Annotated in this window: 14 protein-coding genes; 3 read left to right on the top strand and 11 right to left on the bottom strand. The window is 36.8% G+C overall.

The annotated features are described in order from the left end of the window. Positions 1 to 33 precede the first annotated feature (33 nt). The 5 genes from ACFO3O_RS17025 to purL form a co-directional block, all read right to left on the bottom strand. Positions 34 to 2,604: a M56 family metallopeptidase gene (locus tag ACFO3O_RS17025; protein WP_379981024.1), complete on the bottom strand. Its 2,571-nt coding sequence runs from the start codon at positions 2,602 to 2,604 to the stop codon at positions 34 to 36. 53 nt (positions 2,605 to 2,657) lie between these two features. Continuing rightward, positions 2,658 to 3,011: a BlaI/MecI/CopY family transcriptional regulator gene (locus ACFO3O_RS17020; protein ID WP_379981022.1), complete on the bottom strand. Its 354-nt coding sequence runs from the start codon at positions 3,009 to 3,011 to the stop codon at positions 2,658 to 2,660. A 260-nt stretch (positions 3,012 to 3,271) separates the two neighbouring features. Next, positions 3,272 to 5,047: an AMP-dependent synthetase/ligase gene (locus ACFO3O_RS17015; protein WP_379981020.1), complete on the bottom strand. Its 1,776-nt coding sequence runs from the start codon at positions 5,045 to 5,047 to the stop codon at positions 3,272 to 3,274. 201 nt (positions 5,048 to 5,248) lie between these two features. After that, positions 5,249 to 7,630: a M14 family zinc carboxypeptidase gene (locus ACFO3O_RS17010; RefSeq protein WP_379981018.1), complete on the bottom strand. Its 2,382-nt coding sequence runs from the start codon at positions 7,628 to 7,630 to the stop codon at positions 5,249 to 5,251. A gap of 72 nt (positions 7,631 to 7,702) precedes the next feature. Further along, positions 7,703 to 11,377 (bottom strand): phosphoribosylformylglycinamidine synthase, encoded by a 3,675-nt coding sequence (gene purL, locus ACFO3O_RS17005; protein WP_379981016.1) that lies wholly within the window; start codon positions 11,375 to 11,377, stop codon positions 7,703 to 7,705. A gap of 219 nt (positions 11,378 to 11,596) precedes the next feature. Between purL and ACFO3O_RS17000 the strand changes: the two genes are divergently transcribed. Both ACFO3O_RS17000 and ACFO3O_RS16995 read left to right on the top strand, forming a co-directional pair. Continuing rightward, positions 11,597 to 14,587, top strand: coding sequence for a GEVED domain-containing protein (locus tag ACFO3O_RS17000; protein WP_379981014.1), 2,991 nt, complete (start codon positions 11,597 to 11,599; stop codon positions 14,585 to 14,587). A 263-nt stretch (positions 14,588 to 14,850) separates the two neighbouring features. After that, a complete protein-coding gene (locus ACFO3O_RS16995) occupies positions 14,851 to 17,784 on the top strand; it encodes a GEVED domain-containing protein (RefSeq protein WP_379981012.1) in 2,934 nt (977 codons plus the stop codon). Positions 17,785 to 17,908: 124 nt separating this feature from the next. Here the strand turns inward: ACFO3O_RS16995 and ACFO3O_RS16990 are convergent, their stop codons facing one another. Next, positions 17,909 to 19,120, bottom strand: a complete 1,212-nt coding sequence (locus ACFO3O_RS16990) for an RsmB/NOP family class I SAM-dependent RNA methyltransferase (protein ID WP_379981010.1) — start codon at positions 19,118 to 19,120, stop codon at positions 17,909 to 17,911. A 68-nt stretch (positions 19,121 to 19,188) separates the two neighbouring features. Here ACFO3O_RS16990 and ACFO3O_RS16985 point away from each other — a divergent pair, with 68 nt between their 5' ends. Continuing rightward, positions 19,189 to 20,277 carry a WD40/YVTN/BNR-like repeat-containing protein gene (locus ACFO3O_RS16985; protein ID WP_379981008.1) on the top strand — a complete coding sequence of 363 codons (1,089 nt, stop codon included), beginning with the start codon at positions 19,189 to 19,191 and terminating at the stop codon, positions 20,275 to 20,277. On the opposite strand, the gene ACFO3O_RS16980 is transcribed toward ACFO3O_RS16985, so the two are convergent. The 5 genes from ACFO3O_RS16980 to ACFO3O_RS16960 form a co-directional block, all read right to left on the bottom strand. Continuing rightward, positions 20,261 to 20,719 carry a sensor of ECF-type sigma factor gene (locus ACFO3O_RS16980; protein ID WP_379981006.1) on the bottom strand — a complete coding sequence of 153 codons (459 nt, stop codon included), beginning with the start codon at positions 20,717 to 20,719 and terminating at the stop codon, positions 20,261 to 20,263. The two genes, ACFO3O_RS16985 and ACFO3O_RS16980, sit on opposite strands and share 17 nt — an antisense overlap. Positions 20,720 to 20,723: 4 nt before the next feature. Continuing rightward, positions 20,724 to 21,221: a hypothetical protein gene (locus ACFO3O_RS16975; protein WP_379981004.1), complete on the bottom strand. Its 498-nt coding sequence runs from the start codon at positions 21,219 to 21,221 to the stop codon at positions 20,724 to 20,726. 23 nt (positions 21,222 to 21,244) lie between these two features. Then, positions 21,245 to 21,796, bottom strand: coding sequence for an RNA polymerase sigma factor (locus tag ACFO3O_RS16970; protein ID WP_379981002.1), 552 nt, complete (start codon positions 21,794 to 21,796; stop codon positions 21,245 to 21,247). Between the two features lie 357 nt (positions 21,797 to 22,153). Further along, positions 22,154 to 23,983, bottom strand: coding sequence for an ABC transporter ATP-binding protein (locus ACFO3O_RS16965; RefSeq protein ID WP_379981000.1), 1,830 nt, complete (start codon positions 23,981 to 23,983; stop codon positions 22,154 to 22,156). Between the two features lie 55 nt (positions 23,984 to 24,038). Continuing rightward, the gene (locus ACFO3O_RS16960; protein WP_379980998.1) at positions 24,039 to 25,766 is read right to left on the bottom strand and encodes a phospho-sugar mutase; all 1,728 of its coding nucleotides are present in this window, start codon (positions 25,764 to 25,766) and stop codon (positions 24,039 to 24,041) included. Positions 25,767 to 25,801 lie beyond the last annotated feature (35 nt).

Here is a 25,801-nt window from a genome sequence, read left to right as displayed (position 1 = left end):
GGAACAGTAGGTTTTGTAAAAAGGTCTTAGTTTTTATTGATTTTTGGTGTATCCTACATATATCGTAGGGATGGCTTCTGTAGTGCTTTTAAAAGTGGCAGCGGTTTTATTACCATCCTTGTTTGAGAGTTTTAAGACAACGCCAGTGATTTCCCCACGACTGTTTCGTTTTACACTTTTGTATGAGAATTTAATCCCATCATTTTCATAGGAGGTTTGTATTTTTTTTAATTCTGTGTCAGTGGTGGTTTTTGTAATAAAACTAGTAATCACACCTCCACGATTGACATTTGTAATAACACCATTAGGACTTGAGGTGATGAATAGTTTTTTGTCTCTTGCATTATTTCGTCCTTCTACAATTGCTTGTTGTCGCATTTCAGAACGTTTCTGAAGCATTTCAGCTTTCCTTTCTTCTAGAATGGCTCTTTTTTCTTCTAGTTGCTCTCTGCGTTCTTGTAGCTTTTTTTCCTGTATTTCTTTACGCTCTTCAAGTTCTTCTTGTCTTTTTTCTAAACGTTTTTCAACTTCTTCACGACGTTCTATTTCAATTTCTCGTAACGACTCCAATTCTTCTTGTCTTTCTTTTTGAACTTCCTTCATCTCTGACATGCGTTCTTTCATTTGCGCTTGTCTTTCTTTTTGGACTTCCTTCATCTCTGTCATACGCTCTTGCATTTGCGCTTTTCTTTCTTCCATCTTTTTCCTTATTTCTTCTACTGACCCACTGTTGCCTATGCCAGTACTACCGTTTTCATCTTCAAAAATATATACATCAGCAATAGGGGAATCACTACTTACAGAATAATTGCCATTATTATTTTTTGCTGTTTTGTAGTTAATTTTTAATGCTATGATTTCATTTTGATCATTACGCTCCACGCTGTAATTGAAGTCAAATCCGTGCTGTTCTTCGAGTTCTTTTTTAATTTTTTCTAACTCTTTATCTGTGGTGTTTTTAGTAATTCGAATACGAAATTGAGTAGGGGAGATCTCTTTAGCGATTCCTTGATTAGGATTGGTTGTATTGTTTTTAGGTGTTTTGATATACTTCCCATTTATTTTAGTCGTGTAATTAGGGTCTTCTATAACGATAGCACCATCTTTTGCTTTTCCTCCATATAAAGCCATTGCTTTTGTAGGTTTCATTACACGAATTCCTGCATCGGTTTCATAGACAATATCTTGTTTTTCAGTATCGATGGCTACTCCATTTACAACAAGTATTGGACTGCTACCCATTGATTCTTGTCTAATTTTAAACGAGGTAAGTGACTGTTCTGGTGTAAATTTAACTTCAGATCCATCTCCATCTGCTTTAAGAATTTCATGTTCATCTACGGCTATCAGGCTAAATGGACTCAGATTTCCAGAATTATTCACAGAAAAGCGAGTAAAGAATCGAACGTCGTCTGCCATTTTGGTTTGAAAATCAAAACTTACAAGTTTATTATTTATGTGATTCACTTTTGTAAATCGAACTTGAGTACTTTTAAATGTTTCTTTAAAATAGGTTTCTATTTGCTTTAGTTCTTCATCGGTTGATTCTTTTGTGATGAGGAATTGCTTTTGAATAGTAGAAGCAGCTTTTTCGGTTTCTTTGTTTGTCGTATTTTTTGAGTCAGTTTCTGTTTTTGTTTCCGCTTTCGCGAAAGCGGACTCTGCACCAACCTCTCCTGTGTTGAGAGCAGTCTCTGTATCCATACTAATTTCTCTGTACTCGACAACCTCTTTTATATTAAAGGAATACATAAAAAGAGCTAGGGCAGGTAAGACCAAGCCTAATTTCCATAAGTTGCGTTTGCGTGATGTTTGTTTGTTAAGCATAACGATTCGTTTTTTGATTAATGAATGATAAAAATTATTGGTAAGTGCTGGTTGTATTAGAGTTGATGAGACCTTAACCAGTGTGTGTTGATATTCTCTAGAAGATGATACCTCTTTAATAGCCCCGTTATCTGCTATATATTCTAAGTTTTGCTCCAAGCTTTTTTTGTATAACCAAGCGAGCGGATTGAACCATTGTATTGCCAACATGCATTGTGTTAATAAAATATCTATGGTGTGGCGTTGGCGTACGTGAATTTTTTCATGTGCTAGAATCATCTCAAGTTCTTTGGGAGTATGTAAACTAGGATTATAGCAGATGGTTGTAAAGAAAGAAAAAGGGGTAATAGCTTTATCGGTAATCGCTACATACGTATATCCGCCTTTACGAGTTTTTGGGTAAGCACTTATTAATTTATACAAGGAGATAAGTTGTATTAATAAACGTGTTATCATAATAGTAAACCCTATACCATATATAATGAGGGCAATTTGCCACCAGTTGATTAAGATGGCTTCTTGTTGTACCTCGGAAATGGTTGCTATTGCATCTGTAAAAGTGCTTTCTTCAATAATAGAAGGGGCTATAGCTGGAATATCTCTATATGTTGTTTTTGTATATTCTATAAAAGGAAATACGAAGGCTGCAACAATACCAGATAATAGATAATGTCTATTCGCTGAAAAAAAAGTGTCTTTTTGCAAGACCATACAATAGATACTGTAAAATATAGAGAGTATAACTATACTTTTTATGATGTAAATAAATGATTCCATATGCTTTTAATTGCTGTTAGTGTAGATAGCGATTAATTATGATCTGTATATTTTTATTTATTTTCAATAATGGCTAAAATCTCCCTGAGTTCTGCAGCCGAAATTTTTTCTTCTTTAGCAAAGAAAGAAACCACTTCTTTGTATGAGCTATCAAAATACTTTTGGGTTGCCGTTTGCATAAACTCTTTGCGATACGACTCTAATGTAATAATAGGGTAATACTGATGTGTTTTTCCAAATGCGGTATGAGTAACATATCCTTTTTCTTCTAGATTACGTATAATAGTAGATACGGTATTATAATGATTTCCTTCAGGTAATGCTGCGACCACTTCTTTTACAAATCCTTTTTCAAGTTGCCATAAGGCATGCATGATTTCTTCCTCTTTATTTGTTAATTTTTCCATACTGTGACCGCTTCTCGGCTAGTTTTAATGATTATTTATATTCTGATTGATGAATTAATTAGGAGCTTTTTTGTAGAAAGTACCTTTATGCTGTAAATGTATAACGATTTTATTAGTTAAACAACTATTTTTATAGTTATATAACTATTTTTTTCGTTATTTGTTGTTTTTACGCTTTCGCGAAAGCATAAAAATTCACATAAAAAAACTCCATGATGTTACATATCATGGAGTTTCTATCCTAGGTTATGAATGATCGTTTATTCTGTATGACCGTAGATGTCATTATAAAGTGACATATATTTTTCTTTTATAATTTTACGTTTAAGCTTCATGGTAGGAGTGAGGTGTCCTGCTTCTACAGACCAGATATCTGGTGTTAAGCGGAATTGTTTTACTTTTTCCCATTTAGCAAACGTCTCGTTTGCTTGGTCTACTTCTTGCTGATAGCGATCCTTCACGCGTTGGTTTGCAATGAGGTCTGCGTGATCTGTATAGCTAATTCCTTTCTTTTCTGCCCAATCGGTTAGAAAGTCAAAGTTAGGTTGTATAAGTGCGGCTGGCATTTTCTCACCATCACCTACTACCATAATCTGTTCTATAAAAAAGGTTTGTTTAAATCTATTCTCAAGGAGTTGCGGTGCTACATATTTTCCTCCAGATGTTTTGAACATTTCCTTTTTACGATCTGTTATTTTTAGGAATCCGTCACTGTCGATTTCTCCGATATCTCCTGTGTGAAAATACCCATCTTTAATAACTTCATCTGTTTTCTCTTGGTCTTTGTAGTAGCCTAGCATGACATTGGGTCCTTTGACAAGGATTTCTCCATCATGTGCTATCTTCACTTCAACTCCTGGAAGAAGTTTTCCTACGGTACCGACTCTAAAGCCTCCATTTCGCATATCATTTACAGAGCATACGGGTGATGTTTCTGTGAGACCGTAGCCTTCCATGATCCCCATTTCTGCGGCATTAAAAATACGGGCAAGTCTAGGTTGTAATGCAGCACTACCAGACGCGATGAGTTGTAGGTTTCCACCTAACCCTTCTTTCCATTTAGAAAAAATAAGTTTCCGAGCTAGGGCTAGCTTTTTTTCATACCACCATCCGTTTTCTCCGTAGGGTTTGTATTGTAATCCAATTTTTACCGCCCAAAAGAATAATGCTTTTTTAATTCCAGAAAGATCAGCTCCCTTTGCGATAATTTTGTCGTATACTTTTTCTAAGAGTCTAGGTACAGCCGTCATGACTATAGGTTTTACCTCCTTAAGGTTATCACTTATAGTTTCTAATGATTCTGCAAAATAAATAGAAACACCCATGTATTGATATAAATACATTAACATACGTTCATAGATATGACATACAGGAAGAAAACTCAGGGCACGGACATCATTTTCTGGAATAGGAAGTCTTTGAGAACTTGCGAGTGCATTACTCACTATGTTTTTATGAGATAACATCACTCCTTTGGGTCTACCAGTAGTACCAGAAGTGTATATGAGTGTTGCTAGGTCATTTGTTTTTACATTGTTCTTTAATGTCTCTACTTCTTCCTGATTGCTTTCGTCTGCTCCAAGTTCAAGGATTTTGGACCAATTGTCGCATGAGTCCAATTCATCAAAAGAATACACTCCTTTTAATGAAGGCACTTGATCCATGATCGCTTTAATTTTCCCGTACACTTCTGTGCAAGAAACAAAACAGTACTTCGATTCAGAATGGTTTAAAACATACGCGTAGTCCTCCATAGAAATGGTAGGGTAGATAGGTACGTTTTGCGCTCCTAATTGCAATACGCCTATGTCACAGATGTTCCATTCTGTTCTATTGTTCATAGATATAACCGCAATTTTATCATTTGCTTTTACGCCTAAACGTAATAGCCCACGACTTAACGCATTTGCTTTATCTATATATTCTTGAGTTGAAGTTGCTTCCCATACACCATTCTTCTTTGTACAAAGCGCATCAGAGAGGTTTTTTTTCTCTAATTGGTAATATGGGAAATCAAAAAGTCTTGTGATTTCCATGTACTATAATTTATAATGCAAAATATGAAAAAATGATGGTTTTTAATGAGATTATGTTAAAATCATGCAGGATATTTTGAAAATACACATTCTTTTGAGAAAAGGGATTTAATAACACTTGTCCCAAAAGAGATAAATAGGAACTAAAAAAGAAAAGCCTAACACGAAGGTTAGGCTCTTTTTAACGCTAGAATAAGACGTTTACTCTTTAATGACTTTGATTGTTTTCAAGGCATTGTTTGCTACGATTTTTACAAAATAGATGCCATTTGCATAGGCGCTATAATCTAATTGTGCATTTCCTGTGTGTGTTATTGTTTCAGATACTTGTTGTCCTTGTATATTATACACAGTGGTTGTATAAGGACCTTGTGGTGCTTGGATGGTTAAGAAGTCTTTTACAGGATTTGGAAAAACAGTAAATGCTTCAAGAATATTTTCGTCTGTAGATAATTGCTCTTCATTCACTACCAAAAATTCTAAATCATCAAAATAAAACCCGTCTTGTCTTACTTCGGTATCAGTGACCAATTGAAATCGTGCGATGATTTCTTCCCCAAGGTAATCAGACAGCGAAATCTCTTCAAGAACAAAATCAGATTGTGTGCCATCATACAAAGGTTCGCCAGTAGGCTGAATATTGGTTCCTTCTGTGGTGAAATTCCCACATTGAGGAATCCATGTAGCCCCATTATCTGTCGAAATCTCAAACTGTACATAGTCCCATGTATTTTCTATTTCCCATGCAGCGTAGAAAGAAACAGATGCCGATACGGCTTCAGTTAAATCTATAGGCGTATTGATAACAATAGAAGAGTTCTCATTATTACTATAATTTCCATTTGGTGAATCTGTAATGGATGTTGGTGCTGATTCAAAAATCACACTCGTAATTCCCCAATCATTCGTCTCAAAATTTGTTGTAGAACTATTTCCGTTATCGAAGAAAACCTGTTCTGTTTCTCCAAAAATCTTAGACACGGTGATAGAAGTATCAAAAGAACCATTATTTACAATAAGATCATATACGACTGTATCACCCGCAAGAATTGTATTAGATAAAGTGAAATTAATAGCACCATTCTGATTTTCTAATGGAGCGAGTCCTGAAAAAGTCACAGGACTTCCGACAGAGATAATATTGCTAGATACAGGATTAATACTTACTGTAAAATCACCAGACCCATTAATTCCTAATCGTCTAAGATTAAATGAGGCGTCTGGAGTTGTCGTATCAATAAAAAGCGATGATGTATCTGATAGCGTGCCAAAATTATTGGTCATTTTGGCTGCAGTAATATTTGTGAACATCATTTCCCTAGCGATATCCTCAATTTGATTGGAAGAAGGATAAAATTCGTTATTAATTTCTGGTGTAAATGCAAATATCTTATCGTGAGTTCCTACGGTACCGTACATAAAATCATCACTATCTCCTGCAAAAGGAGAATCTCTTAAGGCATTATATCCATTCTGAGAGGTGAGCTCGGCACCTATTCCTTGATATAATGCATCATCAGGGGTTGCTACATCTGCATAACCAAAAGGATAATATAATAACCTCCCGAAAGAGTGATTGTTTAGTGCAATCACAAAGTCATGTTGCTCAACAAACCATTTGATCGCTTGATTTTCTACTTCAGAAAAAGCAGCAGGTCCGTGATAGGTACCTGAGTCTGGATTGCTTGATGCTCCAGCACCACCCCAAGACCCATTATTTGGATCTCCATTAATGTGATAATCATAGTTACGGTTATTATCGACACCATTGCCATTTTTTCTGTTTTTACGCCAGAAACCTTGACCGTTTGCAGGATCTAATACTTGATTGTGCAAATATCCATCAGGATTTACTACAGGCACAAAATACAATTCTGTGTTATCTACAATACTTTGTATCTCTGGATTGGTATCATAATTTTCTAATAGATACCACATATAAAAAATTAATTCAGAAAGGGTTGCAAACTCACGAGCATGGTGAATACTGGTATATAATATCTGGGCTTCTCCTTCATTAGACTCATTAGGATTATCACTTATTTTTACCCATTCAATGCGATTACTTCCTATGGATGGTGTTACAGAAGTATCGGGTTGTCCCTCAGTTAAAAAATCACTTATGCCATCTCTTGCGGTTATCAAATTTGGATATAAATCATGCATATCATCAAGTTCATCTAGAAACTCTTGATACGTCATATACCCTCCTAAGGAACCCAAATTAAAATTGTCTGGAGTAGGATAGGTTTCTCCTGTATTTTGATTACAACTTGCATTTCTTTGTAAAGGAATATTTTGTCTATTTTGTTCTGCAATATGTTCTCTTACATCATCAATAAGTACCTCTACTTGAAATCCATTGATGTGCGCACGTTCTAATTCACTAACAGAGAAATCAGAAATAATAAAATGATCCTTTTTTCTTATTCCATGATCAGCAGGAATGTCAAGTTGCTGTAACCTGAATACATCACTTTCTTGATTAAAAGATATTTTTGCGCGTTGGTATTTTTCTAATTTCTCTTGTGCGTTAAGCGCCAAAAAAGTAAAGAAAAATAGTATAAAATAGATTTTGTTCATCAAATTTAGGGGGTTTATGTATATAGTATACCCATTAAACAATTAAAGGGTGACTTTCCCTACCTCTTGTAATTAACTTCTACTGTTTACTTCTATCCAATTACGCGCATTTATAAATGCTTCTAACCAAGGAGATACTTCATCTTGTCTGCCCGGCATGTAATGTGGCCAGTTCCATGGAAAAATAGAACGTTCTATATGGGGCATCGTAACGAGATGGCGTCCTGTTTTGTCGCAGAGCATCGCAGCATCATACACAGATCCATTTGGATTGCCTGGATATTTATTATAATCATATTTTCCAACAAGATTGTATTCATATTCTTGCAAAGGAAGATTGAATTTCCCTTCTCCATGGCTAATCCAAGCTCCGAGTGAAGTACCTGCTAGAGAAGCTAACATAATACTTTTTGTATTATTTGCTATTAAAACACTTATAAAACCGCTCTCATGTTTTTTGGAATCATTATAGGTCATTTTAGAGAGTTGTTCGTGCTCAGGATTGATAAGGTCTAGTTCTAAAAATAATTGACAGCCATTACATATCCCAATAGACATGGTATCTTCTCTCGCAAAAAAGTTTTTCAATGCTTTGTTAGCTTTCTCATTGTATAAAAAAGCTCCAGCCCATCCTTTTGCAGATCCTAGCACATCACTGTTTGAAAAACCACCCACAGCCCCCAAGAATTTAATATCTTCTAGCGTCTCTCTTCCTGAGATCAGATCGGTCATGTGGACATCCTTCACATCAAATCCGGCAAGATATAAGGCATTTGCCATTTCTCTTTCAGAGTTACTTCCTTTTTCTCGTAAGATTGCTGCTTTGGGTCTTGGTTTGCTTTCGTCTATTTGCGGACGTTTGCCTGTAAAATGCCCAGGAAACATATAAAATAGCGGTTGTGTTTTGTAATTGTCAAATCGTTCTTTAGCAAGTCCGTTTGCGGTTTGCTTACTGTCTAATAAATACGATGTTTTATACCAAGTATCTCTTAAAGAAGGTACATTGAGTCCTAACTCAACGCCATGATTTTTTATTTCTAAGGTATCGCCTTGAGTGACATTTCCAATTTTTGAAAAAGCAACTCCTTGCTCAGTAAGAATTGTTTCAACAGATGCATTTCTCGCCTGAAAAACAACGCCTGCATTTTCTGAAAAAAGGACTTTGATTAGATCTTTTTCTCCAAGACCAGAAAGATCAATTTTGGCAGCTAACTCATTATCGGCAAAGCACATTTCTAATAGGGTAGTGATCAGTCCTCCGCTGGCAACGTCATGTCCAGCTAAGATCAAATCACTTTTGATAAGCTGTTGTAGGGTATTAAACGCTTTCGCGAAAGCGGTATCATCTACAACCGATGGTGCTTCATTTCCAATAGTCTTGCATACTTGCGCAAAGCTAGATCCTCCTAGTTTAAAGGAATCTTGAGACATATTAATATAGTAAATTTCCCCTCCACCTTTTATGAAAAGGGGCTCTACAACCTTAGTGATGTCATTACAACTCCCTGCGGCTGAGATTACAACAGTTCCTGGAGCAATCACATCGCCGTCAGGATATTTTTGTTTCATAGAAAGGCTATCCTTTCCTGTGGGGACATTAATTCCAAGATTTATTGCAAAATCGGAAATTGCTTGAACAGCTTTGTATAAACGGGCATCTTCCCCTTCATTTTTACATGGCCACATCCAGTTGGCAGAAAGACTTACCGATTTTAAATTATCTGTAAGAGGTGCCCATACAATATTGGTCAAGGCCTCAGCGATACTATTTTTACTTCCTGCTACAGGATCTATGAGTCCGCTCACGGGAGAATGCCCAATAGAGGTTGCAATCCCTTCGGTACTTTTATAATCAAGTGCCATCACGCCCACATTATTAAGTGGGAGTTGAAGCGGCCCTACACATTGTTGTTTGGCAACGCGTCCACCTACACAACGGTCTACTTTGTTGGTAAGCCAATCTTTACAGGCGACCGCTTCGAGTTGTAGGACTTGGTCTAAATAATCATGAAAATGTTCTAATTGGTAGGTTGGATTTTTGTAGGCCCGTTCTACGGTTTTGTCGATCATGACTGTTTTGGGTGAACTACCAAACATATCTTCTAACGCTAGGTTCATTGGAGATTCTCCGGTAGATTTACTTACAAACGCAAACCGATGATCATTGGTTACTTCACCTACTTCATACATAGGAGCGCGTTCACGTTCGGAGATGCGTTGAAGTGTTTCCATATCTTTTTCGCCAATCACAAGTCCCATACGTTCTTGTGATTCGTTCCCTATAATTTCTTTGGCAGAGAGGGTTTTATCTCCTACAGGTAGTTGATCGAGATCGATATGACCACCCGTTTCTTCAACAAGTTCAGAGAGGCAATTCAAATGACCTCCTGCTCCGTGATCATGTATAGAGACAATAGGATTTTCCTCACTTTCTACAAGGCCTCGTATGGCGTTTGCTGCACGTTTTTGCATTTCAGGATTAGACCGTTGTATAGCGTTTAACTCGATACCAGAACTAAAAGCACCTGTATCTGCTGATGACACGGCGGCGCCTCCCATCCCGATGCGGTAATTTTCTCCCCCTAGAATGACTATTTTATCACCTTCTTTTGGAGTATCTTTTAACGCTTGGTCTTTTTTTCCATAGCCAATTCCTCCAGCTTGCATGATGACTTTATCATACCCTAATCTACGACCTTCTTCTTCATGCTCAAAAGTGAGTACAGATCCTGTAATGAGGGGCTGTCCAAATTTATTTCCAAAATCTGAGGCTCCATTAGAGGCTTTGATTAGTAGGTCTATGGGATTTTGGTATAACCATTTTCTAGCAGGCATATTTTCTTCCCAAGGTCGGTCTTCTTGTAATCTTGAGTAGGGCGTCATATATACAGCTGTACCCGCAAGTGGTAAGGAACCTTTTCCTCCCGCCAATCGATCCCGTATTTCTCCTCCTGATCCTGTTGCAGCTCCATTAAAAGGTTCTACAGTTGTAGGGAAGTTATGGGTTTCCGCTTTAAGCGAAATCACACTATCAAATACTGTTTCTTGATAGAAATCAGGTTTATCGGCTGTTTTGGGAGCAAATTGGGTCACTTTTGGGCCTTCAGTAAATGCTACGTTGTCCTTATAGGCAGATACAATCGTATTTGGATTTTCAGCGGCTGTTTTTTTAATTAATTTGAATAAGGAAGAAGGCATTTCTTCTCCATCTATGATGAAGGTCCCATTGAATATTTTATGTCGGCAATGTTCTGAATTTACTTGACTAAAGCCAAATACTTCTGAGTCTGTGAGTTTTCTACCTATTTTTTTAGCGACATTTTCTAAATAGACAATTTCTTCTTCATTTAAAGCAAGGCCTTCTTTCTCGTTGTATGCGCTAATATCATCAAGTTCTATAATCGCTTCGGGCGCGATATTAAATGTAAAAATGTCTTGATGAAGCCCTTTGTATTTTTGCGAAATCATTGGGTCAAAATCCATATCTTCTTTTGAAGAAGAGAAAAACTCTTCTATTCTGATGATGTTTTGAATTCCCATGTTCTGGGTGATTTCTACCGCATTGGTACTCCATGGGGTTACCATGGTAGCCCGTGGTCCAATAAAAAAAGCGTCTATTGTGGACGCCTCTATCTTAGGTTGATTTCCAAAAAGCCATACGAGCTTTTTGCTATCTTCTTGTGTCAGATCATGATTGCTTTGAACTGCAAAGACAGTTTGTTTTGGATTTCCGAAGAAGTAAATCATACAGGTAAGTATGTAGTGTTAAATGAATCGCAAATTTACATTTTTTAGCTAAAATAAACACGATTAAAAAGGATTGCTTCTAGATATTATAAACATCTTTTTAACGCTTCTGTTCCCTATTATAATTTTATAGATTATGCAAACTATTAAGGGTTTATTAAGATTTTATTAAGATATATGTTTATTTTCGTGCTACTTTACTAAAAAAACTACATATTCATGAAAAAAATTACATCCGTATTTGTGTTGATGCTCTTCATTAGTCTAGGAGTTGTTGCGCAAGAAACCCAAGGACCTAGCTCCATATCGCAAGCCACTTATTTGGGCAAGACCATTCTACTTAGAGATGCACCCACTATTCCAACTACAAGTTATGGAATAGATGAACTTACGATCATTCCTAACGGTTATGAAGGCTCATTTAATAATTTAGTAGAAGGACAATCGAGCTCTGAAGCTACCTTGCAGAGAGAAATGGGACCTCTTTTACTCAATAGTGCCATTGAAGCTAATTTTCCAGGTATCGATAATACCCAATCTGGATTTCTTCCTCCAGATCCTACGGGAGCTGTTGGACCTGACCATTACGTGCAATCTGTAAATTCTGCAGTTTCAATATATGATAAAACAGGAACACTACTTGTAGGACCTGTAGCCTTAGGAACCTTTTTAGGGACAGGAAATAACAATGGAGACCCCATTGTTTTATACGATCAATTAGCAGATAGATGGCTAGTGAGTCAATTTGGACCAAGCGCACAATCTTTAGTTGTAGGAATCTCAGAAACGGCAGACCCTACAGGTGCTTATAATGTATATGAGTTTTTAAGCGGACAGTTTGAAGATTATCCTCATTATTCTGTATGGCCAGACGGCTACTACCTTACCACCAATGGAAATGGTGGTGGAGGTGGATTTAATCCTAGAGAAGTTTTTGTCCTAGAGAGAGATGTCATGTTAGCCGGCGGGACCAGTCCTCAGATTGTTGGGCTTGATCTTACAGGTCAGTTTGCAAATCCTACTACTATCTTTAGTGCTGCCTCAGCAAACCTAACAGGTTTTGCATTTCCTGCTGATACCCCAGGATTCTTTGTGTATTTACAAGATGATTCATGGAATGGAAATATAGATGTAGATAAATTATTGGTTTGGGAAGCAAACATTGATTGGGATAATACAGCAAATTCTACAATTTCTGCAGATCCACAAGAAATTCCAGTAGACGCGTTTGATTCTTTATTTGCTCCGTTTGGAGTTGGAGATATTGATCAGCCAGGGACGGCACAAGATTTAGCAGGTCAAGGTGGTATTATATCGTATATGGCCAATTACAGAACTTTTGAAGATCACAACTCTTGGGTAATTACATTTAATGTAGACATAGACGGAAACAATACCTCTGGAATACGTTGGATAGAGCTTAGAAATACAGAAGCAAATACAGCATGGTCTGTTTTTCAAGAAGGAACGTACGCTCCAGATGATGGGAATAGTCGTTTTATGAGTAGTGCTGCTATGGATGCTCAAGGAAATATAGGATTAGCATATAATATAGCTGGATCGGAGATGCCTGTGGGAATTCGTCACACTGGACGATTTGCTTCAGATCCTCTAGGTCAAATGACTGTAGATGAAAATATTATTTTTGATGGACCAGGGGTGCAAACCTTTTCAAATCGTTTTGGAGATTATGCACATATGACATTGGATCCAAATGAATTTACATTCTGGCACACCACTCAATACTTTCTAGCCAACAATGTGTGGGCGACTCGAATCGCTTCTTTTAGCCTTTCTAGTGGATTTGCGACTGATGTAGGTGTAAATGGTTTTGTATCACCAGTCACTGGAGATCTTACAGATACAGAAACAGTAGAAGTGATTATAAGAAATTTTGGAACAGAAGATCAATCTAATATTCCATTAGAATTACGATTAGATGGTGCTTTGATTGCTAACGAAACATTCACGGGAACGATCGCATCAGGAGAAGCGGTTAACTATACCTTTACTGCTACTTTAGATTTAAATGTAGAAAACCAGACCTATGTAGTTTCTGCAAGTACACTATTAGACGGAGACCAACAGCCCGTAAACGATGATGCTTCTTCAGAAGTAACGCATCTTCTTGCAAATGATATAGGCGTGACAGCCATCACATCACCTACTTCAGGAATGTTAGATATAGAAGATGTTACAATTTCTATCACAAATTTTGGAGGTGTAGCACAATCAAACTTTGATGTTCAGTATATATTAGATAGTGAAGCTCCCGTTGTAGAAACTTTTACAGGGAATATTCTTCCAGAAGAAACAGTGAGTTTCACATTTGCTACTCAAGCAGATATTAGTGAAGCAGGAAACCACGTTCTTGTGTCTAAAACAAATTTAACAGGTGACCAAGACACCTCCAATGATGAAACGAGTCTTGATTTATTAAACATATGTATGCCTACAGCTACAAACGGATGTAATATAGATGGTATTAAGCAATTTATTCTGAATACTATTAGTGCAGACGATGGAGGAAATGGATGTAATACAGAGCCAGAGGGGAGTCCTCAAGGATATGCAAATAGAACCAACTTATCAACGACTTTAAGTAATGTAGCAGGTCAAAATGAATACATACTTCAAGCACAACAAAATTGGAATGGTGGACCAGGAGTAGAGGCATTGTCTGTTTGGATTGATTTTAATGATAACGGAGACTTTGAAACCTCAGAACAACTTATAGTCGGTGAATTCTTCCAACAATTTGGTGTTCTTGAAGATTTTGATTTAGTAATTCCTCCAGGTTCTCCAATTGGTAGTCATATTTTAAGAGCAAAAGCTATAGATACTTCTGCAGCAGGAGATGTAAACAATCCATGCTCTAGCTATGCATTTGGAGAAGTTCAGGATTATACAGTGATTATAGATGACACTTTAGGTCTAGATGATACGGCATTTGCAAACGCAACTTTTACGATATCAACACTAGATAATGAGAATTTTGAAGTGTCGCTAACTTCTAATGTAGAAGGGAATGTGTATATGAGTGTATATAATACGCTTGGTCAGCAATTAAAATATAAGCAGGTTCAAAGAGAAGGAAATGCATTTAACGTAGCATTAGACATGTCTAATATGCCTTCTGGAGTGTATTTTGTAAAAATGATGACCGTTGGCTCAAGCCGATTTAAAACAGAAAAAATTCTGGTAAAATAAAATAGGGAATACCAATTTATAAAAAAGGCGAGCATTGCTCGCCTTTTTTTATTTCATAAGGATCAATCTCACCAAGGTTTGGCTCGTTAATAAATAGTAAAAGTTTGCAAAAGAGAGTGCTGATGTTTTTTAGTATGCCTATCTCGTAGAAATTTACTGAGTACGCTTTCGCGAAAGCGTATACATATATTCTTTGATTAGGTAGGAAAATCTATATCTTAGTTGTTTTTACAGTAAGAAATATACATCATAATCACAAACTCATGAAAAAAACTATTTTAATCGTAGTGGCTTTATTAGCTACAATAAACTTATTTGCCCAAAATGCCGAAGCACCAGAGATCATTGGGCAAGGTACTTTCCTTGGAAAGTCAATTCCTCTCCGTGATTTCCCTCTTATAGTAGAAGACGCTGACGGTAAATCGGATTACAGAATTATTCCTAATAATTTTCCTGTAAACGGATATATTACTGAAAATGCACTTCCTGTAGGAGAAGATCCTCTCAGACAGTCTGCCGTTAATAAGGCCTTACAAAGAAGTAGTATAGGTCAAAATTTTAACGGAATGACCGTATCAGAAGGTGGTGGGGCAACCCCTCCAGATCCATCGGGAGCAGTGGGACCTAATCATTACGTACACGCAGTAAACGTGGCGGTTAAAATTTTTGATAAATCAGGGAATGTACTTGCTGGACCCACATCTTTAGGAAACTTTATTGGAGATGGACAAAATAGTGGAGATCCTATTATTATGTATGATCAACTAGCAGATCGCTGGTTTGTGAGTCAATTTAATACGTCTAATAATGGATTAGCTATTGCTATTTCTGAAACTCCAGATCCAACAGGAGCTTATTTCTTATATGAATTTCCGTTAAGTTCTTTTCCCGACTATCCTCATTATGCGGTATGGCATGATGCATATTATATGACAGCTAATAAGAGTGGTCAAAATGTATTTGCACTTGAGAGAGATGTGATGATTGCTGGAGGTGATGATCCTCAGATTTTAGGATTTAACTTACCTGGGGTTATTAATAATCCAAATACAGTTTTTAGCCCTGAGCCAGCCTATCTTTTAGGAACTGACTTTGATCCTTCCACTCCAGGGTACATCACGTATTTACAGGATGACGGTTGGGGAGCAGCTTTTGATCATTTAAAAGTATGGGAGCTTGATATAGATTTTGATACTCCTGGAAACTCATCAGTATCTGCACCTCTTGAAATTCCTGTAGCACCTTTTGATTCTTTTCTAGCGCCATTTGGTGCGGGAGAATTAGAACAACCAGGAACTGGACAACGTATTGATATGATTACAGGGGTTATTTCTTATGCCGCTCATTATAGACCTTTTGAAGATCATAATTCTTGGTTAGTTACTTTTAATGTAGATGCATTGGGGGATAATACAACTGCGGGAGTACGTTGGATCGAATTACGAAATAATGATACAGATGATTGGGCTGTTCACCAAGAAGGAACATACGCTCCTGCAGACGGTAGTAGCCGTTTTATGGGAAGTGGTGCTATAGATGCACAAGGTAATATAGGTCTTGCTTTTAATATTGGTAACGGAGATACACCTGTGGGTGTAGCGTACACAGGAAGATTTGCAGACGATCCATTAGGTGAAATGACAGTGCCAGAAGAGATCATTGTAAATGGAGTAGGGGTTCAAACAACCACAAATCGTTTTGGCGATTACTCACAGCTATCAATGGATCCAGATAATTTTACATTCTGGCATACTGCTGAGTATTTTAGTTCAAATAACTTTTGGACTACGCGTATTGCTTCCTTTAGCCTTTCTGGTGGTTTTGAAACAGATGCAGGAATTAATGCTATCGTATCTCCTGTAGATGGAGCATTAACAAATGCTGAAACCGTAGAAGTTTCCATCAGAAACTTTGGAACACAAGAATTATCAAACATTCCTGTCGTGTTAAGTGTGGACGGTGTTGAAGTGGCCAATGAAGTTTTTACAGGTACAATTGCTCCAGGAATTTCAGTAAATTATACATTTACACAAACGATAGATTTATCGACAGTAGGGCAAACCTACGAGATCACTGTATGTACAGATCTAGCAGGAGACCAATTTGAAAGTAACAATTGTAACACAGAAATGGTAAAACACCTTTTTGCTAACGATCTAGGTGTGACTGTTATTGTAGCACCAGAAACAGCAGAAAATCTCTCTGATGCGGAACCCGTAACGATTGCCATAGAAAACTTTGGATCTGCTGATCAGTCTAACTTTGAAGTAACGTATGATTTAGATGGTGCTATTACTTCAGAAACCTTTACAGGTACTGTAGCCTCAGGAGAAACTGTAGAATATACCTTTACACAAACGGCGGACTTGTCTTCTTTCCAAGAGTATGTACTTTGTGCGGCAACCGCTTTGACAAATGATGAAGATACCTCAAACGATTCGACATGTGTAACGATACAAAATAATATTTGTCAACCAACTTCTAACTGTGCAGGTTTTGATGATGGTGTGACTGAGTTCGCTTTAGCAGATCAAGATATATCTACAAACTGCGGAAGCTCTCCAGCTGGGTATAGTGATGACACAGATATCGTATTCAACTTTGCTTTAAATGATAATCCATTCGAAGGTGTATTACAGATGGGCTTTAATGCTTCTGTTTTTGCATTATGGATTGATTTTAATGATAATGGTATTTTTGAAACCGAAGAGTTAATAGCTAATGATTTTGTAGCGAATGCAAATACTGATTTTGCATTTACCGTTGATTTTGAAACTATTCCAGCGGTTACTAATGGTATGCATAGAATGAGATTAAGGGGTGAAGACGAAAGTACTGCAGGTGATGTGTTAGACCCTTGTGGTGATTTAGCCTTTGGTAGGACGAATGATTATACGGCAAACATAACAGGTTCTTTGAGTCTAGAAGAGCAGGCTATTCAAAACGGAGATTTACAGGTAATTACTTTAGGAGACAATCGTTTTGATGTAGATTTAACAACTACTTTTGACGGACCTATATTTATGGCAGTATACAATACGCTTGGACAGCAGCTTATGTATAAGCCAATATCTAGAAGAAATAATGGACATGGTATTACACTAGATATGAGCGCTATGTCATCTGGGGTATACTTACTACGTCTTGGAAGTAGAAATCCCCAAGGATTTAAAACAGCAAGAATTATTGTTCAGTAAATGAAGATTTTCTTCACAAAAAGGCGAGCATTGCTCGCCTTTTTTATTCTATTTTTCAACATTAAAACTAACTATTTGTGGGTGTTATCAAATTTTATGCTTTTATCATTTCTCTTTTATTTCTTTACGCTTTTCGCGAAAGCAAAGCCATATAGAATCCATCATATCCAGTTTTTGCTGGGCTTATTTTTTCATCTTTCTCAAGTGAAAAGTGAGCGCCTTCTTCAGTCGCTAAAAAGGATTTGATTTGTTCCTGATTTTCCTGTGGTAATATAGAACAAGTTGCATAGACCATTTTCCCTCCTGGTTTTACGATTTTACTGTAAGATTGCAAAAGCTCTGCTTGACGATCTATGACTTTTTGAACAAAGTCTGGTTGCAGTTTCCATTTAAGATCGGGACTCCTTTTAATCGTCCCTAGCCCTGTACAAGGGGCGTCTATTAGCACTCTGTCAGCTTTTCCGTATAGCTTTTTAAAGACCTTTGTAGTATCAATAACACGAGTTTCTATGTTATGCGCTCCAGCACGTTTTGCACGTCTTTTTAATTCTTTAAGCTTTCCTTCATAGATATCCATGGCAATGATTTGGCCTTTGTTTTCCATGAGCGCAGCAAGATGTAGTGTTTTACCTCCTGCACCTGCACACGCATCTACAACACGCATCGTAGGTTTTACATCTAGAAAACGAGCGACACGTTGTGAAGAAGCATCTTGTACTTCAAAAAAACCTTTTTTAAATACCTCAGAAGTAAATACATTTTTGCGTTCTAATAATTCTACGGCATCTGGATAAGCATCGACTAGTTTTGTGTCTATATCTTGATCTGCAAGTGCGTTCCGTAAATCTTTTGGTGTTGTTTTAAGTGTATTGGCTCTCAGTACAACAGGTGCTTGTGTGTTTAATGCGGCAAGCTCCTTGTCCCATTGTTTACCTAGGGCTTTTTCTCCCATAGTATCCATCCAATCTGGAATAGATTCTCTGTATTTTCTAATTTTAGATAACTCATCAAAACGTCCTTTGATGCGTCTAGAAGGAATAGGCTCTATTTGTTTCCAATCTGGAACTTCAATACCCCTTAGGGTCGCCCAAACCGCAAAAAGTCTAAAAAGGTTAGGTCTTGAGTAGGGGGCTTTTACTTCTGCAATTTCAGAGTATAAGCGCTTCCAGCGAACAATATCATAGACTGTTTCTGCAATAAAGCCACGGTCACGGGCTCCCCAACGTTTATCAAATTTGAGTACCTCCCTTAAAACTTTATCTGCTTGTTTTTCCTCATTAAATATGAGATTTAAAGCGTCTACGGCTGCAAAAACAAGATTACGGTGTAATTTCATAACTTCTATTATGGTGCAAAGGTATTGCTTCTTGTATTAATAGTTCTATTTTTGATAAAATTTAAACCATGCGAACCGTCATTTTTATCTTACTTGTAGTCTGTTTTTCTTGTAATCAAAAAGAAAAAACACCTACGATGCTTCCTATTTCTAATGTAGAAATAGAGGTGATTTATTCCGATTCTACGAGTATCAGAGCAGTGGAGGTATCAGATAAAGAAGTCCTTTTTGCAGGGAGTAACGGGATGTATGGCTATTTTGAAATAAACGCAGAAACCACTTCTGAGGATGTAAATGTAATTCCATCTTATTTTAGTGCTAAAAACAGTGGTGTTATTGACTTTTTAGATACAAAACCAGCGTTTCGATCTATTGCAAATACGACCGATGCTTTTTTTGTTCTTAGCATAGGTAATCCAGCATTGTTATACAGAGTTACTAAAAAAACAGGGAAGATTGACCTTGTGTATATAGAGCAAGTAGAAGGTGTTTTTTATGATGCTATGACGTTTTGGAATGATACTGAAGGAATTGCTATAGGGGATCCTGTACGTGGTTGTTTATCTATTATTACCACAAGAGACGGAGGGGCTACTTGGCAGAAAAAAGGATGTATAGAGATACCTGTGACTGAAGAAGGAGAAGCCGCTTTTGCAGCAAGTGACACTAATATAAAAGTAGTAAATGACCATACGTGGATTGTGACTGGAGGTTTAAAATCTCGAATTTTATATAGTCCCGACAAGGGAAATTCATGGGAGTTGTTTGAGACACCAATAGTACAAGGAACAGAAACCTCTGGAGCCTATAGCATGGATTTTTATGATGCGAATCAAGGTATACTATATGGAGGGGATTATACAAAACCTGAGTTGGCTATAGCCAATATTGTTAGAACTACAGATGGCGGTAAAACGTGGAAAACCACGACAGACAATGCAAACCAGGGGTATAAGAGTTGTGTGCAGTATATACCCAATAGCAAAGGAAAAGAACTCATTGCAGTAGGATTTACTGGAATTTCATATTCTCAAGATGGGGGAGACCATTGGGAAGAGCTTTCTAAAGAATCTTTCTTAAGCTTCCGGTTTTTAAATGATAGTATAGCGTATGCTGGAGGAAGAAATAAACTGGCAAGACTTATCTTCCGCCGTTAATACGTCTTCCCATATTTCCTCTTCGTGCTTTTATTTTATCTATCAGAACACGTTTAAAATCTTCTTCGGTTTTTAGGAGTTTCAGAATTTTTTTTGATGATATCACATTCTTAAGTTGAGATATTAAGCGTGTGCGCATATTAAGTTTATCTTGTGCAATTTTAGATAAAGAGTTCAATGCAATTTCTCCTTCCTTTTCAGAGAGTTGATCAAAGGTATTTTTAAGACCTCCTAATAGCTTACGTTCGTCACGACGTAGGGTTTCCATGCCGTCTTCATAAGTGTTATAGACAGGCCAGAATTGCTGCGCTTCTTTTACAGAAAGATCAAGTTGCTCAGTAATAAAGGCAACCTTTAAAGATTTTAGTTGTTCTCTATTTGGTCTCTGAGCAATAGCTATTGTTGAAATAGCTAAAGTTAGAATAAGAATTATTTTTTTCATAGTATTATTGAATCATAAGATCATAGGGATCTGTTATTGTATCGAGATAGTCTAGTACCTCCGTATCTTCTAGTTGTATAGTATTTGATATGTTTTCAAGTTCTTCGTCTGTGAGTAATTCACCTACATCATAAGCAGATAGAACGGTATTGGTTTCTAGATATTCAGCGATCGTGTCATTTTCTATAGCATCAAAAGTGTATTTGGTATCAAATGGTTCTAAAATAAATAGAAAAAGTAGGATAGCAGCGACACTAGCAACGGCATAGATCCATTTAGTTTTAAATAGTGAAACCACTTTTGTAGGTTTTGCTGTCTGTTGTAATACCTTTTCAGGGAAATTTGCAAAATACCCTTTAGGAACAGTAAAACCCGTTGTTTTTTTTGTGCCAACTATTTCTTCAAATTCAATTTGAACGTGTAATCGTTCTTGAAAATCAATAAAATAATTTTCAGGAATTTTATAGTCAGCGCCTTTTGGTATGTTTTTAGGATTTTCCATTATTCTTTATTGTTCATATATGACTATGTATTTTTTAAAAATTCTGTAATTTTTTTCGTTGCTATGTGATACGAACTTTTTAATGCCCCTGTAGATGTGTCCATGATTTCACTGAGTTCGTCATAAGTTACATCTTCAAAATATTTCATTCTAAATACCGCTTGTTGTTTGTCAGGAAGGCTTTGAATGGCTCTTTGCAACTTTATCTGAATCTCATCTCCTTCAAAATAGGGATCACTCTCTAAGGAATTGATAAGCCTATCTTGCAATGCTTCATTAGAAATATGATATTGCTTGGCTCTTTTATTTAAAAATGTAATCGACTCATTGGTTGCAATTCTATAGAGCCATGTGTACAATTTGCTATCTCCTTTAAAAGAATGAATACTACGGTGTACCTTTATAAAAACATTCTGCAAAATATCATCTGTGTCTTCATGATTTTTTACCATGTTACGTATGTGCCAGTAGAGACGCTCTTGATATTGTTGTACCAAGATATTAAAAGCAGCATGGTTAGGTTGCTTTTTTAAGTCTTCTATGAGCTGACTTTCTATAATCTGGGTTTGTATCACGATGCTTAGACTTCTATTTTTTAAAAAAGTTTAATCTTAAAAAAAAATAATTTTTTACTGAAAATGAGCGAGTTATGGAATAGTTGAAAACACAAATATCGATAAAATGCATAATTATTCGGATAAAGTGCATTTTTTCTTTGTTTATTCAAAACTATCCTCTTATATTTGAACCATCATTAAACAATGATCGACCTACATGAACCCCCAAATTCATAAGTTGATTTAATCATACGCTTTTTGATATCGCGAGCCCCAAATGTGGTATCAATAAAGTTTATACTTAACCTCAGAAAGCTACTTTTTTTAAAGTAGCTTTTTTGTTTTGTTTTTGCTTTCGCGAAAGCGTATTTAGCATTACTCAAAAGATTGCATAGCAACTAGATTATGATACACGCCTTTTTTGTCAAGTAATTCTTGGTGTTTCCCTTGTTCTACAATCACTCCTTTTTGCATAACTACAATTTGATCTGCATTTTGAATGGTAGATAAACGGTGTGCTATGACAATAGAAGTTCTGTTTTGCATCATATTTTCTAATGCTTTTTGTACCAAACGCTCACTTTCTGTATCTAATGCCGAGGTCGCTTCGTCAAGAATCATGATCGGAGGATTCTTTAAGACCGCTCTGGCAATAGATAATCGTTGTTTTTGTCCGCCACTTAATTTATTGCCACTATCTCCTATATTGGTGTGAATGCCTTCGGGTAAGTCTTTAATAAACTCCCAAGCGTTTGCGATTTTTAAAGCCTCAATAATCTCTTCTTCTGTGGCGTCATGTTTACCAAGATTGATGTTGTTTTTAATACTATCATTAAAAAGAATGGCGTCTTGTGTGACCAATCCCATCTGTTCCCTCAGTGATTTTTTTGTTATCTCCTTAATAGGTGTACCATCTATTTTTATAACACCTTCATGTACATCGTAAAAACGAGTGACTAGATTTGCAATGGTGCTTTTTCCAGATCCCGACTGCCCGACTAATGCAACCGTATGTCCTTTAGGAACGGTTAAAGAAAAATTATCCAACACCGTTTCCTGATCATATTTAAAAGAAATGTTTTCTAGGGTAATTTCTTTGGAGAAAGGAGGCGCTGTTTTAGCATTGGGCGCATCTTGTATTTGCGTTTCAGTTTCTATGATTTCTAGTATTCTGGCAGCAGCTGCATCTCCTTTCTTGACAGAGTAACTTGCTTTTGCTATGGCTTTCGCAGGTGTTAGTATTTGATACGCAAGTCCCATATACGCAATAAAAGTAGCGCCATTAAGACCAGAATCTACATTTAATACCATGTTTCCTCCATACCATAATAAAGTACCTATCACCGTAATCCCTAAAAATTCACTTACTGGAGAGGCTAAATTTTGCCTATGTGTAAGTGAGTTGCTATAATTTTTAAATCGCTCTGTCGATACTTCAAATCGTTCTTGCATGCGATCTTCGGCTGTGAAGCCTTTAATAATTTTTAAGTTGGCAAGGGTTTCCTCAACAAGAGATAAAAAATACCCCTGTTCGGTTTGTACTTGGTTAGATCTCTTTTTAAGCGTTTTTCCGATGCGAGAAATAATAAAACCAGCTATAGGTATAAATATGAACACAAATATGGTCAGGGAGGTACTGATAAAAAACATACTTCCAATAGCAAATAAGATCGCTAAAGGCTCTCTGATAAATAATTCCAGTATCGATAAAAAAGAATGTTGTACTTCGAGCACATCAGAGGTAATTCTAGCAATAGTATCGCCTTTACGCTTTTCTGAATAAAAACTAAGATTCAAATGTAAAATGCGCTTGTACATCACATCTCGTATGTCTTTAAGGACACCATTACGTAGATACGTAATAAAGAAATTGGCCAAATATCCGAAAAGATTCTTCAGGAAAAAGACAACAATCACAATTCCTACCATAATTCCTAAGACATAGACTTCACCGTGCTCATCTACTTTTGTATTGATAAAATAGTTAAGGCTATCTTCTAGAAACTCTTTAAAAGAGCAAGCGTCTTCGAGAACTGGCTTAATATATCGAGGCTCTACTTGTTTTAAGAGCACTGTAAGCATAGGAATTAAGGATATAAAAGATAAGGTTCCAAATAATGCATATAGAATATTAAAAATGATATTTAAAAACCCATATTTCTTATAGGGAAGCGCAAAGCGCAAAATCTTTTTAAAGTAGTTCATAGGAAAGGGTGGGCTTTCGCGCCTGCCTACCAGCAGACAAGAAAGCAACATTAATTTATACGCCTAGTGCATTTTTTATGCCAGCGATACGATCATCTAATTTGGCTGAAATACTGTCATAATCTTCCAAACTAGTTAACGGCTCATTGACACTAATATAAAACTTCACTTTAGGTTCTGTACCACTAGGTCTCGCAGCAATCTTGCTTCCGTTCTCTGTATAATAAATGAGTACGTTTGAGGCAGGAATAGCAATAGGTTCTTTTTTTCCCGTCAGTATGTCTGTAGCGATTTGAGATTGATAATCTTCAACACGTATTACGTTACTACCATTGATTTCTTTCATTGGATTTTCTCGTAAGTCTTTCAGCATTTGTTTGATTTCGGCAGCACCAGACTGCCCTTTTTTAACTAGCGAAATCAATGATTCCTTATAAAATCCATGTTTTACGTATAGATCTTTGAGAATTTGATACAGTGTTTTTCCCTGTGCTTTTGCATCGGCAGCAATAGTACATGCCAATAGAGTTGCGGTAACCGCATCTTTATCACGAACAAAATCACCAACCATGTATCCAAAACTTTCCTCACCACCACCTATAAAATGCTGCTCAGGAAAATCATTAATCATCTTAGCAATCCACTTAAAGCCTGTAAGACCTGTTTTACATTCTACGTTATAAGATTGGGCAAGCACATCCATCATCGGGGTAGAAACAATTGTAGACCCTACAAAAGGGTTGTTGTCGTTTGTTACGCTTTCGCGAAAGCGTGCCAACAAATAATCCGTCATTAAAATCATGGTCTGATTTCCGTTGAGAATCGCAAGCTTCCCGTCATCGCCACGTACGGCAATTCCTAATCGGTCACAATCTGGATCTGTACCAATAACAATATCTGCATTCTTAGTTTCTCCCAATTCTAAAGCCATTTTAAGAGCCGATGGTTCTTCTGGGTTTGGAGAGGCAACTGTAGGGAAGTTTCCGTCGGGAACGGCTTGTTCTTCGACAATATATAGGTTGTTAAAACCTGCTTGTCTGAGCGTATCGGGTACAAGGGTAATAGAAGTACCATGTAATGATGTAAAGACAACAGTGAGGTCTTCTTTTTGTTGTGGTGTGACGTCTGATGTGACATTGGCAACACTCGCGTCTATAAAAGCCTTGTCAACTTCTTTGTCTATATATGTGATACGATCTTTCTGTTCCTGAAACTGAATATCGTTAAAATCTAAACTTTCTATCTCTTGAATAATCTCTGTGTCTTGTGGGGGTACTAACTGTCCTCCATCTACCCAATATACTTTATATCCATTATACTCTGGAGGGTTATGACTTGCTGTAAGTACAATACCACATTGACAATCTAGATGTTTTACCGCAAAACTAAGCTCTGGTGTAGGTCGTAAATCAGAGAATAGAAAAACGTCTATTCCGTTGGCAGAGAACACGTCAGCTACCACTTTGGCGAGCTCTTTACTATTGTGTCTACAATCATACGCAATAGCCACCTTTACCGTTTTATCAGGAAATGTTCTGTTCAAATAATTAGAAAGTCCTTGTGTATTTTTTCCTAAAGTGTATTTGTTGATTCTATTAGTACCTGGCCCCATAATACCTCGCATGCCTCCAGTACCAAACTCTAAGCTCTTGTAAAAGCTATCTTCAAGTTCTTCAGGGTTATGTGCGATAGCATCTTTTATGGCATCTTGCGTTTCTTTGTCAAAAGTGTCCGAAAGCCATGTATTCGCTTTATTGAGAATTTCAGGTTTGTGATAGATCATTTTTTTTCGCGTAAAGGTTATAGTACAAAAATACG

Origin of the sequence: Dokdonia ponticola (genome assembly GCF_042653865.1) — a bacterium.
Taxonomy (GTDB): domain Bacteria; phylum Bacteroidota; class Bacteroidia; order Flavobacteriales; family Flavobacteriaceae; genus Dokdonia; species Dokdonia ponticola.
This window is presented reverse-complemented; position numbering and strand designations above follow the sequence as displayed.

Coding starts and splice junctions, on each gene's coding strand:
- ACFO3O_RS17025 (WP_379981024.1), bottom strand. CDS start 2,604: ATGGAATCATTTATTTACATCATAAAAAGTATAGTTATACTCTCTATA.
- ACFO3O_RS17020 (WP_379981022.1), bottom strand. CDS start 3,011: ATGGAAAAATTAACAAATAAAGAGGAAGAAATCATGCATGCCTTATGG.
- ACFO3O_RS17015 (WP_379981020.1), bottom strand. CDS start 5,047: ATGGAAATCACAAGACTTTTTGATTTCCCATATTACCAATTAGAGAAA.
- ACFO3O_RS17010 (WP_379981018.1), bottom strand. CDS start 7,630: ATGAACAAAATCTATTTTATACTATTTTTCTTTACTTTTTTGGCGCTT.
- purL (WP_379981016.1), bottom strand. CDS start 11,377: ATGATTTACTTCTTCGGAAATCCAAAACAAACTGTCTTTGCAGTTCAA.
- ACFO3O_RS17000 (WP_379981014.1), top strand. CDS start 11,597: ATGAAAAAAATTACATCCGTATTTGTGTTGATGCTCTTCATTAGTCTA.
- ACFO3O_RS16995 (WP_379981012.1), top strand. CDS start 14,851: ATGAAAAAAACTATTTTAATCGTAGTGGCTTTATTAGCTACAATAAAC.
- ACFO3O_RS16990 (WP_379981010.1), bottom strand. CDS start 19,120: ATGAAATTACACCGTAATCTTGTTTTTGCAGCCGTAGACGCTTTAAAT.
- ACFO3O_RS16985 (WP_379981008.1), top strand. CDS start 19,189: ATGCGAACCGTCATTTTTATCTTACTTGTAGTCTGTTTTTCTTGTAAT.
- ACFO3O_RS16980 (WP_379981006.1), bottom strand. CDS start 20,719: ATGAAAAAAATAATTCTTATTCTAACTTTAGCTATTTCAACAATAGCT.
- ACFO3O_RS16975 (WP_379981004.1), bottom strand. CDS start 21,221: ATGGAAAATCCTAAAAACATACCAAAAGGCGCTGACTATAAAATTCCT.
- ACFO3O_RS16965 (WP_379981000.1), bottom strand. CDS start 23,983: ATGAACTACTTTAAAAAGATTTTGCGCTTTGCGCTTCCCTATAAGAAA.
- ACFO3O_RS16960 (WP_379980998.1), bottom strand. CDS start 25,766: ATGATCTATCACAAACCTGAAATTCTCAATAAAGCGAATACATGGCTT.